General features: G+C 39.2%; 11 protein-coding genes. 1 reads left to right on the top strand and 10 read right to left on the bottom strand.

The window, feature by feature from the left end; genetic code table 11:
• Positions 1-86: 86 nt before the first annotated feature.
• The gene (locus tag VNZ46_RS21365) at positions 87-1,094 is read right to left on the bottom strand and encodes a sensor histidine kinase (RefSeq protein WP_325562403.1); all 1,008 of its coding nucleotides are present in this window, start codon (positions 1,092-1,094) and stop codon (positions 87-89) included.
• A 661-nt stretch (positions 1,095-1,755) separates the two neighbouring features.
• Between VNZ46_RS21365 and VNZ46_RS21360 the strand changes: the two genes are divergently transcribed.
• Positions 1,756-4,290, top strand: a complete 2,535-nt coding sequence (locus VNZ46_RS21360) for an ATP-dependent Clp protease ATP-binding subunit (RefSeq protein ID WP_325562401.1) — start codon at positions 1,756-1,758, stop codon at positions 4,288-4,290.
• A gap of 56 nt (positions 4,291-4,346) precedes the next feature.
• Here the strand turns inward: VNZ46_RS21360 and VNZ46_RS21355 are convergent, their stop codons facing one another.
• The 9 genes from VNZ46_RS21355 to VNZ46_RS21315 all read right to left on the bottom strand — a co-directional run bounded on the left by VNZ46_RS21355 (position 4,347) and on the right by VNZ46_RS21315 (position 14,083).
• Positions 4,347-5,420, bottom strand: coding sequence for a PA0069 family radical SAM protein (locus VNZ46_RS21355; RefSeq protein ID WP_325562399.1), 1,074 nt, complete (start codon positions 5,418-5,420; stop codon positions 4,347-4,349).
• Positions 5,421-5,455: 35 nt separating this feature from the next.
• Positions 5,456-6,682, bottom strand: a complete 1,227-nt coding sequence (locus VNZ46_RS21350) for a carboxypeptidase-like regulatory domain-containing protein (RefSeq protein WP_325562397.1) — start codon at positions 6,680-6,682, stop codon at positions 5,456-5,458.
• A gap of 40 nt (positions 6,683-6,722) precedes the next feature.
• Complete coding sequence (gene recN, locus VNZ46_RS21345; protein ID WP_325562395.1) at positions 6,723-8,387, bottom strand: DNA repair protein RecN; 1,665 nt, start codon at positions 8,385-8,387, stop codon at positions 6,723-6,725.
• A 106-nt stretch (positions 8,388-8,493) separates the two neighbouring features.
• Positions 8,494-10,200 carry a M56 family metallopeptidase gene (locus tag VNZ46_RS21340; protein ID WP_325562393.1) on the bottom strand — a complete coding sequence of 569 codons (1,707 nt, stop codon included), beginning with the start codon at positions 10,198-10,200 and terminating at the stop codon, positions 8,494-8,496.
• A gap of 4 nt (positions 10,201-10,204) precedes the next feature.
• A complete protein-coding gene (locus VNZ46_RS21335) occupies positions 10,205-10,588 on the bottom strand; it encodes a BlaI/MecI/CopY family transcriptional regulator (protein WP_325562391.1) in 384 nt (127 codons plus the stop codon).
• A 99-nt stretch (positions 10,589-10,687) separates the two neighbouring features.
• Positions 10,688-11,587, bottom strand: a complete 900-nt coding sequence (locus tag VNZ46_RS21330) for a DUF4835 family protein (protein WP_325562389.1) — start codon at positions 11,585-11,587, stop codon at positions 10,688-10,690.
• Complete coding sequence (coaBC, locus tag VNZ46_RS21325; protein WP_325562387.1) at positions 11,584-12,783, bottom strand: bifunctional phosphopantothenoylcysteine decarboxylase/phosphopantothenate--cysteine ligase CoaBC; 1,200 nt, start codon at positions 12,781-12,783, stop codon at positions 11,584-11,586. Before coaBC ends, VNZ46_RS21330 begins: the two co-directional genes overlap by 4 nt.
• Positions 12,784-12,830: 47 nt before the next feature.
• Entirely contained in the window at positions 12,831-13,157 is a 327-nt protein-coding gene (locus tag VNZ46_RS21320) for a DNA-directed RNA polymerase subunit omega (RefSeq protein ID WP_133778607.1), read from the bottom strand.
• Positions 13,157-14,083 carry an outer membrane protein assembly factor BamD gene (locus VNZ46_RS21315; protein WP_325562384.1) on the bottom strand — a complete coding sequence of 309 codons (927 nt, stop codon included), beginning with the start codon at positions 14,081-14,083 and terminating at the stop codon, positions 13,157-13,159. The genes VNZ46_RS21320 and VNZ46_RS21315 overlap by 1 nt, the downstream gene beginning before the upstream one ends.
• Positions 14,084-14,486 lie beyond the last annotated feature (403 nt).

The following is a 14,486-nucleotide window of genomic DNA, read 5'->3' as shown; positions in this document are numbered from 1 at the left end:
AATCTCAATATCCGGTCTTATTTTAAGCATTAACCGTTGTATTCTATCCGAATTGAGTTTTTCATCTTCGAGAATCAATATCTTCTTTATGATATACATTTGATAAGAGGTACTTTTATTGTGAAAGTTGTATCTGTTTTCTCTATTGAAGGCGTTCCATCTCCTAATAAAGTATAGCGGCCAAGAATATTTTTCAAGCCCAGACCCGTAGACTCCGGCTTTTTGATCAGGGGAAGCAAGGTATTGGAAACTACCAGTTCATCATCGTTGTTGGAATAGATGCTGACGACCAAAGGATTTTCTTCTTCCGTACGATTATACTTCATGGCATTTTCAATGAGCAGTTGAAGTGTAATAGGAGGGATCAGTAAGTTGAGCTTTGATTCATCAATATTCACCTGAAAAACACTCCCGCCCCCCATTCGGTTGTTGATCAGAAAAAGATAGGCATCAAGAAATTTGAGTTCTTCACGCAGAGAGATCAATTCCTTTTTTGAGTTGATCAGCAGGTAGCGGTACACTTTGGCGAAATTCTCTGTATACTCATGTCCTAGCTGCTGGTCCTGTAATATCAATTCCGACAGGACACTTAGGTTATTGAAAACAAAATGCGGGTCGAGCTGTAGCTTAAGTGCCTGTAACTCTATTTCAGCTGCCAGCTGCTTATTCTGAGCGGCCTTAATCTCAAATTCAGCAGCTTTCCTTGTGGCGGTTTTCCAATTGCTCAATAGAAAATCACCGGTATTTAAGGTACTGATCGTTAACGCCCAAAGTATAATGGAAAGAATGGAATAGAATCCTTCTCTTAAACCAATACCTTTAGGTTGCGTGTTTACCGTGTTTCCAAAGATTAAATAGAGGGTTGTCAGGCAAATGATCAGGAAAAGTGCACCAAGGATTTGAAACAAGGTTTGGATGAGTAAACGTCTTAATGGATGGACCATCCATGAAATCCTTTTGTTCAGGGCTCTGTCTATATAAAGGCTTAATGCCAGGATGATGATACAAAATACCAGATTGATCAGCGTATCTATGAAGATCTTGGAAGCTGGCATTTCAAAATAATTTTTCCAGTAGGAAGGGGGAAGTATCATGAATGAAGTTAGATATGACCCTATAAAAGTGCATGTAATCAATAAGATGATCTTTGCGTTACCCCTCTTCATTGTGTTAGATATTTTCTCTCAATCATTCACCAAATATACCGTTCATAATTAACAACCTCGTTTTTGTTCCATTGGATGGCGAGCTTTTAGGATTTACTGGCACGCATCTAAACTAATGGGACGGCGTCTGTGAGGAAGCCTTCTTTTGAAAATAGGATTTGTGGTAAAATACCTTCGTTTTTTTAAACTTAAAAGATTCTGAATATATCCATACCTTCGATTAAATTACGTATTTTTATATAGTAATATCTAATATAGGCATTGCTAAATGCCATTATTGCAGGTATTGGAATGGCTACAAAGTGTGAAATTTTTAAAATGAAAGAAATATAAAAAGCGCTTTGATATGCTGTGAGCTAAAACGTTATGACGTCATGTTAGTATTTTTTTTCTCGTCTGACATAATTACTTGTAGTTCTAGCAAATATGACCAAGAAAGTCAGAACATAGTAAGTTTTATGAAATAACGGCAGTTAAGAGATCTTTTTCCACGGATATGGCGTAATTGTTGATAAAATAATAAAACTGGTCGCGCTTATTTATAAAACATTTTTATAGTTTAGAGCATTCCGGTTTAGAAAGGTTATATATGGAAGCTAAATTTTCACCACAAGTTAAAGACGTGATTTCGTTTAGCAGGGAAGAAGCCCTGAGATTAGGTCACGATTATATCGGCGCAGAACATCTTTTATTAGGCTTGATTCGCGAAGGCGATGGTATGGCTATTAAGATATTAAAATCATTAGGGGTCGATACATCTAAGTTGCGTCGTTCAATTGAAGACGCTGTTAGAGGCACTTCCAGTGTTACGGTTAACCTTGGGAACATCCCGTTAACTAAACAGGCTGAAAAAGTACTGAAGATTACTTATCTGGAAGCTAAAATATTTAAAAGCGACCTGATTGGTACAGAACATTTATTGTTGTCTATTTTGCGCGACGATGATAATATTGCTTCGCAGATCTTGTTACAATACAGCATCAACTACGAAATTTTCAAACAGGAAGTTGAAGTGAATAAGAACGGTTTCAGAGATGATCCTCAAGGTAGTGCTTCTACTGGCGGTGATGATGATTATCGTGAAGAAGAAAGCTTCAGTAGCCCTAAGAAAGTTTCTGATATCAAATCTAAAACCCCGGTACTGGATAATTTCGGAAGAGATTTAACTAAAGCCGCTGAAGAGGGGCGCCTGGATCCGATTGTTGGCAGGGAGAAAGAAATTGAGCGCGTGTCGCAGATCTTGTCCCGTCGTAAAAAGAACAATCCTATATTGATTGGTGAACCTGGAGTGGGTAAATCCGCTATTGCAGAAGGCTTGGCTTTGAGGATCGTACAACGTAAAGTTTCCAGGGTGTTATTCAACAAACGTGTGGTTACTTTGGACCTTGCTTCTTTGGTTGCAGGAACAAAATATCGCGGGCAGTTTGAGGAACGCATGAAAGCGGTGATGAATGAATTGGAAAAATCTACAGATGTAATTCTGTTTATTGATGAGATTCATACCATTGTTGGAGCAGGCGGTGCCTCCGGGTCCTTAGATGCATCCAATATGTTTAAACCTGCATTGGCCAGGGGAGAAATACAATGTATCGGTGCAACAACATTAGATGAATATCGTCAGTATATAGAAAAGGATGGTGCTTTGGACCGTCGTTTCCAAAAAGTAATGATTGAGCCGGCGACACCTGATGAGACTATTGAGATCCTGAACCGTATCAAAGAAAAATACGAAGATCACCATGGTGTTACTTATACCGATGAAGCGATCAATGCCTGTGTGGCTTTAACCTCACGTTATATTACAGACAGGTTCCTGCCGGATAAAGCTATTGATGCTTTAGATGAAGCAGGATCAAGAGTACACTTGACTAATATTCACGTTCCTGAAAATATCATTGATATCGAAACCAAGATTGAAGACATCAAGGTAGAGAAAAATAAAGTGGTTAAAAGCCAGAAATATGAAGAGGCAGCCAAGCTGAGAGATACAGAGAAAAATCTTTTGGAAGAGCTGGATCGTGCTAAAGCAGAGTGGGAAGCGGAAACAAAAACAAAACGTTATGTAGTTTCTGAAGAAAACGTTGCCGAAGTGGTTTCTATGATGACAGGTATTCCATTGCAGAGGGTAGGACAGACAGACAGTCAAAAACTGTTGAATATGTACGATACTGTTGCACAGAAGATCATTGGTCAGGATGATGCAATCAAGAAATTAACTAAAGCCATTCAGCGTACCAGGGCAGGATTGAAAGATCCTAAAAAGCCTATCGGGTCCTTTATTTTCCTGGGACCAACAGGAGTAGGTAAAACCGAATTGGCCAAGGAACTGGCCAGGTTCATGTTTGACAGTGATGATGCCTTGATCCAAATCGACATGAGTGAGTACATGGAGAAATTTGCCGTATCCCGTTTAGTGGGCGCGCCTCCAGGATATGTAGGTTATGAAGAAGGTGGCCAGCTGACTGAAAAAGTTCGCCGTAAGCCATATGCCGTGATCTTATTGGATGAGATAGAAAAAGCACATCCGGATGTATTCAATATTCTGTTGCAGGTGCTGGACGAAGGACAATTGACAGATAGTCTGGGCCGTAAGGTTGATTTCAGAAATACCATTATCATTATGACCTCTAATATTGGTGCACGCCAGTTGAAAGATTTTGGTCAGGGTGTTGGTTTCTCTACCTCAGCAAAAACCAACCAGGTGGATGCACATTCCAGAGGTGTTATTGAAAATGCACTGAAACGCGCTTTTGCACCAGAATTCTTGAACAGGGTAGATGATGTAGTGGTATTTAATACCCTGGGTAAAGAAGAAATTTTCAAAATCATTGATATTGAATTAAAGTCATTATTTGGCAGAGTTCATAATCTGGGTTATGAGATCAAATTAACCGAAGGTGCTAAAGACTTCATCGCTGGTAAAGGATTTGATCCGAACTTTGGAGCAAGACCACTTAAGCGTGCAATACAAAAGTACCTGGAAGATCCTATTGCAGAAGAGATTCTGAAAGGCGAAATTCATGACGGTGACGTACTGGAAATAGATTACGATAAAGAAAGTGATCAGATCGTCGTAGTCAACAAGAACTCAGGTAAGAAAAAAAGAAAAGAAGAAGGAGCCTAAATTAAAAAAGGCAAATCAATGAAAAGTCCTGCAGGGTTATCCTGCAGGACTTTTTTTTAAAAGAAACTTAGCTGGGAGCCGGGTATCTGGAAAAGGCTGGAATCTAAGTGAATTCTGTCTATGTTGAGTTTATTTAACCGGCAATGAAGATTGAAGGTGTCCTTAATCATTTTGGATATGTTACCTCCACCATGCATCCGCTGGCCAAAACGACTATCATTAACTTGTCCGCCGTGGCAGGACTGGATCATGTGCCAGACTTTATCAAATCTATCCGGATAATTCTTCTTTAGCCAGTCTTCAAATATAGGTCCTATGGCTCCGTTTAATCTTACTATAGTATAACCTGCATTTTTTGCACCACAATCTGCTATAGTTTTTAAAATTAAAGGCACTTCATGATCACTCAGGCCTGGTACCAATGGTGCGACCATAACACCCACAGGAATACCTGCTGAACTTAATTGCTCAACAATTTTTAACCTTTGACGTGCAGTTGTAGTTCTGGGTTCCATCTTTGAACGTAAGTCTTCATTAAGGCTGTTGATCGATACATAGACCATACATAGATTTAATTTTGCTAATTCCTGCAAAATGTCCTTATCTCTTAAAATCAGAGCATTTTTTGTAATTAAACCAACTGGCTGTTTATAGGCAAGTGCAATTTCGAGTAATTGCCTTGTGATTCTGAACTTTCTTTCGGCTGGCTGATAGCAATCTGTATTTCCGGAAAGCGAAATGATTTCAGCATTCCAGCTCTTTTTTTCAAGGAATTTCCGGAACAATTCAGGCGCATCCTTTTTCACTATAATTTTTCTTTCAAAATCAAGCCCTGCACTAAAGCCCCAATATTCATGCGCATTTCTGGCATAGCAATAGGTGCATCCATGCTCGCAGCCCTGGTAAGGATTGAGAGAGTAAGCCATTCCTACATCCGGACTTTCTACTTTGTTGACTATAGATTTCGATTGGCCAAAAATAAATGTGGTTTTGCTGTTCTCGGTTTCCCAGTCGTCAATTCCCTCCACATGTTCTTTAACATAATCATTTTTTAGAAAATGGTTGTGCGGATTAAACTGGGAACCGCGACCTTTTAAATAATTATCTTCTTTTTCCTGCTCTGCTGCCATAAATCAAAAATACTAATATTTTTAGTATTTTTGATTTATTTTGAAGGAATTATATAATCCATAGGAACCATATCTGCAATCTTTTCATATGCCCAAAAACCCTCAAAGAGCAGAGCTTTGGGCTCATGAATACCTCCTGAGGCATAAAAATGTACTGGGGCCTGTAATAAATGAACGACAGATATTTCGTAATTGGGTACATCCAGTGGCCTGCCTACAGAGTGCCCGGAGTTATTGGTATAATCAACGGTTTCCAGTTCCTTGGTATACATTACATATAAATCGTCTTTATAGTTCATGGTTTTGAGGTTGGGCTGGTATTGTCTTACCAGGGTATCTGTTAATACTTGTGCCCGGTTTAAAGTGCTGATCTCTCTCGGGAGTTTTTTTAGGGCCACCCAGTAATTGAGAGAATCATTAACCGCTGAACCAAAACGGATTACCCCGTGCTGGGCCTTGGTTAATCTTTTGATATTGGCATTAATCAGACTATCCGGCGGTCTGCTGGTATTGTTGATTTTAATGAGTTTGTTGATAATGAAACCTTCCTCTTCGCTTCGGCCCTGGTAAAGAGATTTAAAAAAGTGCTGAGACGAACCATAGTAGGCGATTTCCCTGTTCTTTGCCCAGAGCCTTTTTTTGGAGCCGGAACCTTTTAACTCTTCAAAGTTGGGTAAGCCTGCATAATAAACAATATGTGTGTTGTAGTTGTATTCAAAGAATTGCAGCATATATTTTAGCCTATACCCCAATGCTTTGTTTTCAATCACCAGGAAATCATTGGATTTAACGGTCAGTACCCTCATATTGTCATCGTAATCGGTATAGAGGACCTGAGGATTCAGAATTTTGCATTTTGTTGCATTTGGTGTTTTACCAATAAAGAATTCTTTAAAAAGATTAATATAGCGTTCTCTGTTTGGATCCGTACGAATTACAACTTCATTCAGCTGGATGGTATTTTCCTGCAAAGTGATCTCTATAACTGCCGATTTGTCGGATAGGATTACATTTTTGGTATAAGGTAAAAATCCCATCATTTGTACCAGCACATCATAATTTCCTGGTTTGAGATTGCCCAGTGTAAATTTACCATCATTGGTGGTCACTGTCGCGGTCTTATAACCGCTCAGATAGATCCCGGCTCCTGGAATAACCTCGCCGTTTTTATCCTTAACTTTGCCAGATATGGAAAAGTTCTGTGTAAAGCCAGAAACAGAGAAGATTAAAAGGAAACCCAGGAGGTAGAGTGATCTGATCATGAAAGCTAATGTAGCTAAATATTAGATACTTAAAAAAGGTCTATTTTGCTTTATATTTCAGTAATTCTTTTGCATTTTCAAGAGCCGATTTTCCAGGTGGTTTTCCGCTGAGCATTTCAGCGATAACATAAATACGGTCTTCTTTATTTAATCTTCGGATTCCAGTTGTTGTTTTCTCCGAACTTTCATTTTTATAGACAAAGAAATGCGAATTGCCTTTTGCTGCAATCTGAGGAAGATGTGTGATACAAACCACCTGCATATTCTGTTCCAGTTCTCCAATAACCTGGCCAACCCGAAGCGCTACCTCACCGGAAATACCCGTATCGATTTCATCGAAAATCAAGGTTGGTAAGTCAGAATGTTTAGCCAGAATAGATTTAATGGCCAGCATGATCCTGGATAATTCCCCCCCGGAGGCTACCTTGGATACCGGTGCAGGTGCCTGTCCGTTATTGGCAGAAAACAATAAGGAAATACTATCCTTACCATCTTTATTGATCTCTTTGAGCAAAGTTTGTTCAATTTTAATCTTTGCATTAGGCATTCCTGTCTGGGCCAGAATCTGGTCAACCTGACTTTCTGCAGCCTTGATGGATTTGCTGCGGTTAAGGGATAAAACTGCCGCTGCCTTTTCCAGACTGGCCTTCAGTTTCTCTGTTTCTGCAGTTAAACGCTCAATTTCCTCATCGCCACTGATGAGGAGAAGCAAATTATCTGAGAGCTGATCTTTCAATGCAATTAGTTCAGCGATACTGTTTACTTTATGCTTTTGCTGTAAGGTATAGATTATATCCAGACGGTGGTTGATGTCTTCTATCCTGGCGGGGCTAAAAACTACATTTTCTTCCAGTATGGAGAGTTCGTCACTAATGTCTTTCAGTTCTATAAAAGCAGATCTTAAGCGCTCGTTGAGCTCCGTATAGGAGGTATTAAACTGCTCAACCGATTGCAGTTGACTAATGGTTTCTTTGAGAACCGGCAGTACAGAAACTTCCTGCTCACTCAGCAGCTGGTAACTGTTTAACAGGCTTCGTTTAATTGACTCTGCATTGTTTAAGGCTTCCAGCTCGTTTTCCAATGCTTCTTGCTCTTCTTTCTGCAGATTGGCCTGTTCCAGTTCATTGAACAGAAACTGTTCATAGTCTTGTTTGTTTCTGGCCTCATCTGCTTTTAGCTGTAGTTCCTGCAATTGTTGCTGGTTCTTTCTGTATTGTCTGAAATCTTGCCTGTAGCTATTCAGCTGAGCTTCGTGATTGGCCAGGCCATCCACTACGGCCAGTTGAAAGCCGGGATCATTCAATTCCAGGGTAGCATGCTGAGAGTGGATGTCAATCAGCCGTTCGCCTAATTGTTTCATTACAGACAGTGTAACCGGCGTGTCATTGATAAATGCCCTGGATTTTCCATCGATAGAAATTTCTCTCCTTAATATACTTTCTTCATGAAAATCAAGATCATGTTCTTCGAAAAGAGGAACCAGTTTATTGTTTTTCAGTTTAAAGGTGCCCTCTATGATGCACTTTTTCTCCTGGTTGAAAAAGTACTTTGTCTCTGCACGCTGTCCCAGTATAAGGGAAAGGGCTCCAAGCATAATAGATTTTCCGGCTCCTGTTTCACCAGTGATAATGTTGAGGCCTTTATCCAGCTCCATTTCAACATTATCAATCAAAGCATAGTTGCGTATAGAAAGTTTTTGTAGCATATCCTTTGCTAAATTAGGAAAACTCTTACTCAATATACTTATTCTTTATAAAGAAAAAACGGCAGGAGAAATACGCCTGCCGTTGGTTTTTAATGATGTGTGTCGCTTAATTTTTTGCTGCTGCCTCTTCTTCTTTTTTCTTTCTGAGCTGCTCAACATCTTTGTTGAATTTAGATTGCAGTTCTTTGTATTCCGGAGATCCATACACGGCGTTCAGGTCGTCCATTTTTTTCTTCCATTCAAGAGAATTGAACTGTATCTGTATGTTGTGGGCAGTTTTGATCATTTTTTCCTGCTGTTTCTTCCATTCTGGTGAATTGAAATGTATCTGTATGTTTTGGGCGGTTTTGATCATTTTTTCCTGCTGCTTCTTCCATTCCGGTGAATTGAAACGTTTTTCCATTTCTTCTGCATTCTTCTGTATGGCGACCTGCTGGTTTTTCCAGTCTTCAGAATTAAACTGCTTCACCAGGTTGGCACTTTGGATCTGAATATTTTCCATCTGTTTTTTCCACTCCGGAGAAGCGATCATGATTTGTATGTTATTTGCAAGATCATTGGTCAGTGGGGAAAGAACCAGCTTTAAACTATCCGAGTTGAGAGAAAATGCACCATCTGATGTGATTGTTCGAAGGCTGTCGGGAAGTTCTTGTATAGAATTATACTCTTTTTTTACGCCATTCTTATCAGTGGTGATGATCTTTATTTTTTTCTTTTTTGTCGTATCAGACGGAAGTGAAGTTTCCTGAAGGCTTCTTTGAGGTGAAGCAACAAATGAGGTTCCATGGATTACTTTTTTGAATGCTTTTTTAGAGGATTCCAGGGAAGCTTTAGAAGGGCTGATCCAGGCCAGGGAAGCAATAGTTGCTACGGTAAGGAAAATCACAAAGACCTGTTGTTTGATGTTCATGTAATTCGTTTTCATATCAGTTATTCTTTTAATGCGTTGGTAAAGGTGTTGCTGATTTCCACTTGCGGCCATAGATAGGGCAGGTGTGTGTTTTTGTTTGATCAACTCAAGCTGCAACAAGGCATGAGCATATGTCAATGGAGTGCCTGTGCGTTTTACAACCAGATCATCACAGGCATGCTCACGCTCTATATCAATGAGCTTGCTGCACATCCAAACAAAAGGATTGAAGAACAGTATTGTTTCAATGGCTGTTTTGAACAGGTTTAGCAGGTAATCATTTCTTCTGATGTGCGAAATTTCATGGATGAGTATAGATTCTACATGGCTCATTTCCAGCTGTGCTACAAAGGCTATCGGGAACAAAACAACAGGTTTAAAATAACCCAGTACCAGAGGAACATTTACATGTTCCGATAAGAAAAAACCGATATTCTTTTTAATCTGGAGATCATTCTTTACGGTGTTGAAAAGCTGTAGCCAGTTTTTGGGAACAGCAGAAGTTGTGGCATTTTTTAACTGCAAGAGTTTTAAGTATCCGGAAGTTACAATGCCCATTTGTAAAATGATGCCTATAAGGTAAAGAACGACCAATATGGGAAAGAAACTTTCGGCCCTGGTACTCAATGAAATTGGAAAAGTATAATTGTTGATGGAAAGAAATGTTTCCTGTCGAACTGAAGTTGGTACAGGAATCTGGAATACAGAACAAAATGTGATACAAAAGGCAATGAATATTCCGCAAATAGAAGCATAAGCGAGGTTGTGCTTAATCCTGGCGCTGATCCGTGGAAATCCCTGGAACAGAATAAACAGTAGGATATATACTGCTGCCCCTTGCCATAACGAATGAAATATACTCCAGCCTGTTGCTTTGATGAAATTGTTTACCAGTGGTTCCATTTTTTTATTTTTTACTTAGTTCATCTAAATACTTTTTTATTGAATTGATTTCGTCTTCACTTGCCGTATGATTTCCCAGTGCCTGCATAACCAGTCTTGCAGCAGATCCATTAAAAACATTATCGATCATTTTATTGACCAGTTGCTGCTGTGTTTTTTGCTGATTGACCAGCGCGCGATAGATGTGTGTTTTGGAAGACGTATCCCTGGATACCAAACCTTTTTCATGCATAATCTGCATGAGTTTCAGGGTAGTTGTGTAACCCGCTTCCTTATTCTTTTCCAGGATTTCATGCACTTCTCTAACGGTGCTGTCTCCTTTCTCCCAGAGGATCTGAAGAATCTCTAGTTCGCTTTCGGTTGGTTTGGGAGAAATATTAGTATTCATTATTTGTGTACGAATTGTTTCGTAATCAAATGTACGAATATATTCGTATAAACAAAATATTTTTAAAAAAATATGGAGAGGGTGGTGTTTAAGGCTAAACTATAGCGTTTTTTTGATTTGATCGTATTTACTGATATTAGCTGGATCAATATCAATAAGCAAATTGTAGGCAGTCATCTTATCCTGTGGATTGGCTAAGGAGAATACCCCAACGATTTCCTCTGCTTTAGCAGCAAAGTAGACATTAGGAAATATAGATCCTAATTTCTGCTTGTCCATTTGTTGCAGTTCTGGAAGAAATGAAAGGATATTTTTTGTTGCTTTCAGACTGTTGTCCTGAAGCAGGTCCAACCCATTGATGTGGTAGTTGTATAGGAAAGATCTGAGATGTTCAAAGCTGTTGTTCAGTAGGTTTTCATTTAACCAATACCTGTTACGCAAGCCGTCGTAAGCTTTCCATCCTGAATTTCCTCCGTTTTGTGCCAGGTTCATAATGTTCTGAGCCTTAATAAACATTTGGGTACCGCCCATTTTACTGAAAGTATCTTTATCCAGTCCAATCATGGTATAGGCATAATAGGAGAGGAGAGAGCCCAGGTTGGAAAGAAAATTCTGGTCTGAAAAGTCTACAGGCTGGCCATCGGTATAATTAAAATCAAAATCCTTATCGCTCATGTTTAGCAGTGTACTGCTGTAGGAGGAGCCATATACAGGTCTTCTGGATTGTATTTGCGCTTCTGCTTTATAGGACGAACTTCCGTCCCAGCTGTTGATCGTAATGATGAAATTGCATTCTATTCTTTCCTGCGGAAGATAAGTTTCATTCGTCCATTTATTGTTGTTTAGAAAATCCCTTATGGTGGTTTGCAGGGCTTCTAAATTCTTCTTGTCTATATTCTGCACCTGTGGAGCCAGTAGCTGTACTCTGGCATTAATTTCCTGTGCCTTCAGGCCGGAAATTAATATAGAAAGGAAAATAAACAGAAGGAGTTTCTTCATTCTTTTATAAGCGTTAATATTTCTGTACTGATGTCTTTTGCTACATCAGCTTTAGACTTTACTTCAAAAGTCTTTTTTTCAAAGTTCTTATTAAAGATAGTAATTTTATTGGTATTGGTTTGAAAGCCCGCTCCCTTATCATTAAGGGAATTTAGAATGATCAGGTCCAGGTTTTTTTTCAGAAGTTTGGCCTTAGCATTGTCTTCTTCATTTTCGGTTTCTAATGCAAATCCGACCAGAATCTGCCCGGATCTTTTCTGCGCTCCAAGAGTAGCAAGGATATCTGTTGTTTTTTTGAGTTCTATAGAAAGATCATTGTCCTTCTTTTTTATCTTCTGGCTGGCCACGTGAACCGGTGTATAGTCTGCCACTGCTGCACTCATGATGATAATGTCCATCTCGTCAAAGCAAATTTGACTGGCTTTGAGCATTTCTGCTGCACTGACCACATCAATCCTTTTCATGGTATGAGTGCTGGATTCTGCAGTTGGACCGCTAATGAGTGTCACATCTGCACCCAGTTCTACGAAGCGGTCTGCTATGGCAAATCCCATTTTTCCTGAAGAATGATTGCCAATGAAACGTACCGGGTCTATGGCTTCAAATGTAGGGCCAGCTGTAACCAGTACTTTTTTACCTGCTAAAGGAAGTTTTTTTTTAAAGGTGCCAGTTAAAAATGCTGTAATTTCTTCCGGTTCTGCCATTCTTCCTTCTCCATAAAGTCCACTGGCCAGTTCTCCGCTATTTGGAGAAATAATGGTGTTTCCAAAGCTTTTAAGCCTTTCTATGTTGGATTGGGTGCTTTTATGTTTCCACATGTCCAGATCCATTGCAGGAGCAAGGAAAACCGGGCATTTGGCAGATAAATAAACTGCGGAAAGAAGATTATCGCAGATGCCATTCGCCATTTTCGCAAGTGTATTGGCGCTGGCGGGGGCGATGATGAGCATGTCTGCCCAAAGACCTAATTCTACATGATTGCTCCAAACACCAGTTTCTTTTTCAAAATACTGGGTATATACTGGATTTTTAGAAAGTGTAGCGAGGGTAAGCGGTGTAATGAAATTTGCCGCATCAGAGGTTAAAATAACCTTGACGTTTGCGCCAGCTTTGATCAGTAACCTTACGAGTACTGCTGCTTTATAGGCGGCTATACTGCCGCAAACGCCCAGGATGATGTTTTTGTTTTTTAGCATGGTATATTAATGCAATGGAGTATGCAAGTTAATCCCTATGCAGCTATTTATTGTTGCTCTTTAGCTGGATTTCTATGGTATACTTTTCCATTCAGAAACTCATCAATAGAGATCAAAGTTGGTTTCGGCAAACGCTCATAGTGTTTACTGATCTCAATTTGCTCTCTGTTTTCAAAGATCTCTTCTAGATTGTCGTTAGATGAAGCGAATTCAGCAAGTTTGCCATGTAATTCTTCTTTCATGTTATTGGAAATCTGATTTGCCCTTTTAGCAATAATTACTAAAGACTCATATATATTTCCGGTACTTCTATCTAAATCATTTACATTTCTAGTAACCGTAGTATTCGGTACAGCTGGTTTATTAGTATTCATTATTTGTTGGGGGTTTTAATCGTGTTCGTACTATCTCTCTTTGCCTCTTTTTCTATGGTGGCTTTATATTTTGCAATTTGTTCTGCCTGGGTAGCCATATAGCTTTTTGCTCTTACGATACCAGCCTCACTGTCGCTTTTTAATTCTTTAACTTGTTTGACCAGTTTGCTTTCCGGATGGGCTTCAAGGAACTCGTTGGCATAAGAGATGGCCTCATTATACCTGTCTTCCTGGCGGTATTCCAAACTGTTTTTTGCATATAGATATTGTGATTTTACTATCAGCATATCCATTTCTTCTACATATTTAATATCCGGGAAATCGATCTGTGCATTTTTTAAAGCAACTACAGCAGCTTTATAATTACTAATGTCATAACCACCCAGTTCGTAATACATCTTTGCATTTTCAAATGCTTTTCTTTCCAGTTTACCCCTAAGGTCGCCTATGTATTCACTTGCTTTGGCTACACGGTCGCTTTTTGGATATAAGTTGATGAACAACTGCATGGCATCAATGGCTTTATAGGTGTTCTCCTGATCAAGCGTGTATTCTGGTGAATCCAGATAGTAGCAATAAGCACCCATGTACCTGCATTCTTCAGCGTGTTTACTGGTTGGATAGGTGTCTGCGAAGTATTTAAACTGAAACCTTGCAGTTGTATAGTCTTTAAGATTAAACAGCGTAAATGCATAGTGATAGTTGAGTTCTTCTGCTTCAGATCTTCCTCTGTATTTTTGAGAAAGGTCTTCAAAAAGGATCAGGGCTTTTGAATAGTCCTTTTTGTTGTAGAGCCTCATTGCTTCCTGATACTTTTTAGCTACGTCATTACTGAGTCTGATTTTCTCAAAACGACTTTTACAACCAGCTATGCTTAGCGCTATAACAGTGAAACTTAATATAAATACGTGTTTAATTTTAAACATTCTGCAAAGATAAGTTAATAATACGATACCGTCAATTAAAAATAATAGCCGCTAAGCTAGATAAAGGCAGCGAACCTTTCAAGACCTTAACATTATTTAACAAATAGAGGATATGTAATCGAATTTGTTGACGTTGTACTGTTTGCGAATTTAAATAATTTTTAAAGATTGTGTTCCTTATATATATGGCAAATATATACAATAGAACGATTATTTCGACTGGTAAAAAAGGATTCAATTCCTTTCATTGGTTTTTGAGGGTGGGATATCATTGGAATTTTTAGGACACCTGCTTCCAGGCTGCGCGATATCAGGCGGCTGAAGAAGCCGCAGATCTCTAAGGCCTTCCAGCAGGTATCCTAAAAATTCCTTAGCATATTGGCTAGGGAGGGTGCTAACCGGG

The sequence above is a fragment of the Pedobacter sp. genome (genome assembly GCF_035566355.1).
Classification (GTDB): Bacteria; Bacteroidota; Bacteroidia; order Sphingobacteriales; family Sphingobacteriaceae; genus Pedobacter.
Note: the sequence above shows the minus strand (reverse complement) of the source record. Positions and strands in the feature narration are given on the sequence as shown.

Bases quoted from the DNA above. Each gene is read 5' to 3' on its own strand.
- VNZ46_RS21335 (WP_325562391.1), bottom strand. From the start codon at position 10,588: ATGAATACTAATATTTCTCCCAAACCAACCGAAAGCGAACTAGAGATT.
- VNZ46_RS21315 (WP_325562384.1), bottom strand. From the start codon at position 14,083: ATGTTTAAAATTAAACACGTATTTATATTAAGTTTCACTGTTATAGCG.
- VNZ46_RS21365 (WP_325562403.1), bottom strand. From the start codon at position 1,094: ATGATACTTCCCCCTTCCTACTGGAAAAATTATTTTGAAATGCCAGCT.
- coaBC (WP_325562387.1), bottom strand. From the start codon at position 12,783: ATGCTAAAAAACAAAAACATCATCCTGGGCGTTTGCGGCAGTATAGCC.
- VNZ46_RS21340 (WP_325562393.1), bottom strand. From the start codon at position 10,200: ATGGAACCACTGGTAAACAATTTCATCAAAGCAACAGGCTGGAGTATA.
- VNZ46_RS21355 (WP_325562399.1), bottom strand. From the start codon at position 5,420: ATGGCAGCAGAGCAGGAAAAAGAAGATAATTATTTAAAAGGTCGCGGT.
- VNZ46_RS21320 (WP_133778607.1), bottom strand. From the start codon at position 13,157: ATGAATACTAATAAACCAGCTGTACCGAATACTACGGTTACTAGAAAT.
- VNZ46_RS21350 (WP_325562397.1), bottom strand. From the start codon at position 6,682: ATGATCAGATCACTCTACCTCCTGGGTTTCCTTTTAATCTTCTCTGTT.
- recN (WP_325562395.1), bottom strand. From the start codon at position 8,387: ATGCTACAAAAACTTTCTATACGCAACTATGCTTTGATTGATAATGTT.
- VNZ46_RS21360 (WP_325562401.1), top strand. From the start codon at position 1,756: ATGGAAGCTAAATTTTCACCACAAGTTAAAGACGTGATTTCGTTTAGC.
- VNZ46_RS21330 (WP_325562389.1), bottom strand. From the start codon at position 11,587: ATGAAGAAACTCCTTCTGTTTATTTTCCTTTCTATATTAATTTCCGGC.